The sequence below is a fragment of the Microcystis sp. M44BS1 genome (assembly GCF_020244875.1).
Taxonomy (GTDB): domain Bacteria; phylum Cyanobacteriota; class Cyanobacteriia; order Cyanobacteriales; family Microcystaceae; genus Microcystis; species Microcystis panniformis.
In genome coordinates, this window is record NZ_JADBVM010000159.1 from 1 (window position 1) to 3,466 (window position 3,466).

6 protein-coding genes are annotated in these 3,466 nt (G+C 42.6%); 3 read left to right on the plus strand and 3 right to left on the minus strand.

The features are described from left to right. From IM515_RS12870 to IM515_RS12880, 3 genes are all read left to right on the plus strand, one after another. The coding region (locus tag IM515_RS12870; RefSeq protein WP_287628616.1) for a hypothetical protein at positions 1 to 227 on the plus strand (227 nt) is incomplete at its 5' end. A 179-nt stretch (positions 228 to 406) separates the two neighbouring features. Beyond that, entirely contained in the window at positions 407 to 1,006 is a 600-nt protein-coding gene (locus tag IM515_RS12875; RefSeq protein WP_002735961.1) for a peroxiredoxin, read from the plus strand. A 167-nt stretch (positions 1,007 to 1,173) separates the two neighbouring features. Continuing rightward, positions 1,174 to 2,433, plus strand: a complete 1,260-nt coding sequence (locus IM515_RS12880) for an L-lactate MFS transporter (RefSeq protein ID WP_287628617.1) — start codon at positions 1,174 to 1,176, stop codon at positions 2,431 to 2,433. Positions 2,434 to 2,655: 222 nt separating this feature from the next. Here IM515_RS12880 and IM515_RS12885 read toward each other — a convergent pair whose 3' ends face one another. From IM515_RS12885 to IM515_RS12895, 3 genes are all read right to left on the minus strand, one after another. After that, positions 2,656 to 2,949, minus strand: a complete 294-nt coding sequence (locus IM515_RS12885; RefSeq protein WP_287628619.1) for a DUF4926 domain-containing protein — start codon at positions 2,947 to 2,949, stop codon at positions 2,656 to 2,658. A gap of 2 nt (positions 2,950 to 2,951) precedes the next feature. Continuing rightward, on the minus strand, positions 2,952 to 3,290 hold the full coding sequence (locus IM515_RS12890; protein ID WP_193958297.1) for a DUF6883 domain-containing protein: 339 nt from the start codon (positions 3,288 to 3,290) through the stop codon (positions 2,952 to 2,954). Positions 3,291 to 3,357: 67 nt separating this feature from the next. Next, positions 3,358 to 3,466 (minus strand): transposase (locus IM515_RS12895; RefSeq protein WP_190538260.1); only part of this gene is annotated, 109 nt, incomplete at its 5' end.

Sequence of the window (3,466 nt, forward strand, 5' to 3'; positions counted from 1 at the left end):
AAGAGAAGATATTGATAAAAATAGCAATCATAAAAAGCAAATCCCCAACATTTATCAAGCAATTATTTTTATTAGTAAATATTCTACACGACTCAGTCCAGATAAGCAAGATGGCTTACCACTACTACCGAATCACTACCGAAAAAAAGTTAGCGATCACTTGTCAACCAAGAGTTTCAGAATCTGGATTCGGTCAGGGATTTCCGAAAGTTCCAGAAAAGCGATAGGCAGTTCGAGCATTTGTACTAAAATTTCCCCTACGCAGTTTAAATTCAGTACAGCTTATAACCTTCCCAATCCCCAACTAAGGGCAAACTACTCAAAATCGTTATGACTATGATATATTTGTTAAGGAATGTAAAAATAGTTGCATTTTCCCAGAAACTAGATTAAGGAGATTAAGAGTATGACCGCCGAAGGTTGCTTAAGAGTCGGACAAGCGGCGCCGGATTTCACCGCGACCGCCGTTTTCGATCAAGAGTTCAAAACCATCAAATTGTCGGATTATCGGGGTAAATACGTCGTTTTATTCTTCTATCCCCTCGATTTTACCTTTGTTTGCCCCACGGAAATTACCGCTTTCAGCGATCGAGTTAGCGAATTTGCCAGCATCAACACCGAGATTTTAGGGGTGTCCGTCGATAGCGAATTTGCTCACCTAGCATGGATTCAAACCGAGAGAAAATCCGGCGGTGTCGGTGATGTGGCCTATCCTTTGGTGTCGGATCTGAAAAAAGAAATCAGCACCGCTTACAATGTTCTTGATCCTGATGCGGGAGTGTCCCTGCGCGGTCTCTTTATCATCGATAAAGAAGGTGTTATCCAACACGCTACTATTAATAATCTTTCCTTTGGTCGCAGTGTCGATGAAACCCTCCGCACTCTGAAAGCGATTCAATACGTCCAATCCCACCCAGATGAAGTTTGTCCCGCCGGTTGGCAAGAAGGGGATGCTACTATGGTTCCCGATCCTGTGAAGTCAAAAGTTTACTTTGCGGCAGTTTAGTTAAAAGTCCTCAGAAGTCCCTCAGCTATAGATGGGGAGAGACTTTTAAGGGGGTGAATTATTTCACCCCTTATTTTAATCGGAAAATTTTCGGGAAAATTGGCCCCATTAGCCATGATCTCATCTAGAATACTGGCCAGCAAGTCTAGAAAGAGTCACGGCGATCTATGACTACCAGTAATTACGATTCCGAGTTGACAGTTTTGGGATTACCCGCAGCCAAAGGTAGATGGTTATTAATACCTCTAGGAATGGGCGTTTTACTCTGTTTAGGGACGGTGTACTCTTGGAGTATCTTTAGAAAACCCCTAGAAACAGAATTAAATCTCAGCGCCACGGAAAGCCTATTACCCTACACTGTGGCCCTAGTATTTTATGCCGCTTCTATGCCGATCGCTGGTTTTTTTATCCCCCGGGTAGGTACTCGCAGGATGACGGCTATCGGCGGAATTATCGTCGGTTTAGGCTATATTCTCGCTAGTTTTGCCGCTCAGATCCAGACAATTATTCTTACCTACGGAGTCATTGCTGGCACGGGAGTCGGCATCGCTTACGGTGTTCCCATGGCAGTGGTGGCACGCTGGTTTCCCGACAAAAAAGGTTTAGCGGTGGGTTTAACTATCATCGGATTTGGCCTTTCTCCCCTGATTACCGCACCTTTAGCCAATCGATTGATCAATGAATATAGCGTTAGACCAAGTTTAAGATTTTTGGGGATTATCTTTACAATAATTATTGTGATGATTGCCCTCACCATGAAGTTACCCCCTCAAGACTGGCAACCTCCCGCCAATTTAGCTAATCGAAAATCCGACTTTCCGGCCAATTATCCAGTGAATATGCTGAAAAGTCGCTCATTTTATGGCTTATGGCTTTGCTATGCCATTGGTGCTTTAATTGGCTTGAGTGCTATCGGTATTTCTAGTCCTGTCGCTGAGGAAATTATTCAGATTGAGCCGGGGTTAGCCGCTAGTAGTGTTGCTCTATTTGCCTTGTTTAATGGTATTAGTCGTCCTTTGTTCGGTTGGTTGAGCGATCGCTGGAAACCCCATTATCTAGCGATCGGGGCCTATACACTCATTTTGATTGGTTGCCTGTTGATGGTCAAGGCCGAAAAAGGGGCGGTTACTAGCTATCTAGTGGCTTTTTGTCTATTTTGGTTCTGTTTAGGGGGATGGTTAGCCCTAGCTCCCGCTACCACTCTCCACTTCTTTAATCCTGACCACTACGCCCAAAATTACGGTATTGTTTTTACTGCCTACGGTGTCGGTGCTTTGATCGGAACTTTAGTAACCGGTAGAATTCGCGATTGGTTCGGTACTTACACTTATGCTTTTTATGCCATGGCTGTATTGGCAATACTGGGTATTTTTCTCGCTAGTGCCTTACTGAAAAGAGAGCGATCGCAGCTATCAAATCCTAGCTAAGGGAGTTAATCTTAGCCTAGAGTAGATACTGCTGCCATTTTATACCAATTAAAAGTAAAAGTAGGCTACAGATAACTAGGATAGGGGGCGGGGAAATGGGAGACTTGACCAGTTATCAGTAAACAATAATCAGTGATAGGATAATTAGTGTTCTGTCAAGATTGAATTGAGGGATAAATCTACTTCTGCTTGTCTTAATCGACCATTTTAAAGGGGATAGATTTAGGTCAAGGTCATCGTTTGCTTGGCAGGAAAAGTCAACACCAATTGATGAGGATAGACAATTTCTACGCCGATTGTTTCGAGGAATGCTCCCTTTTCTGTCTGAGTTGCACAGACAAAATTTCCCTGCTCATCATATTTAACCCAATCTCCAAATAATTCTACTAGATAAGCTTCCCCATTTTTGAGAATTTCTACAATTGTCCCAACTGTCCCGATAGGAGCTATTCCGCCATCAATTAAAGGTATATCTTCCCTTAGTCTAACACCATCAAACAATTGAAACTTACTCATTTTCAATCTCCTAAACTATCGGGTACTGCTGTGACAAATCTGGCCACATCTTCTCCTCTCAAAACAATCCAAACGGTGCGGATTTGACGCAATTCACCCGAAGCATCCCTTATTTTAACATAAGCACGATAGCGATCACCATACTCGCTTCTGTCTTGTTTTTGTAATATTTCCAGAGAGACTGCCCCTAATATAGCTTCTCTAATTGCTTCAGGACGATCAAATCCCATAACTTGGCGCCAAAACTTACGTTTATCCCCACCAACACCGGCTTCAGTGGTATGGTTGAACAGATAGTTAGCCTTAGCCGGTGGAAATTCAAATTGAGTTGCCGAAGTCATTAATTACGATCTTTCTTCTATGACGAATTTAAATCAATTTGGGCTCTTCGTTACTCTTTATGCTAAATCAACAGACAAGATGCCAAGATAACATACTTCTAACCCAAAAATTACGAAAGTTTCTAAAGCCATAGCCTCTCCGTTTTATTAGTTTAAGTTTATTGTTGATTCCCTCG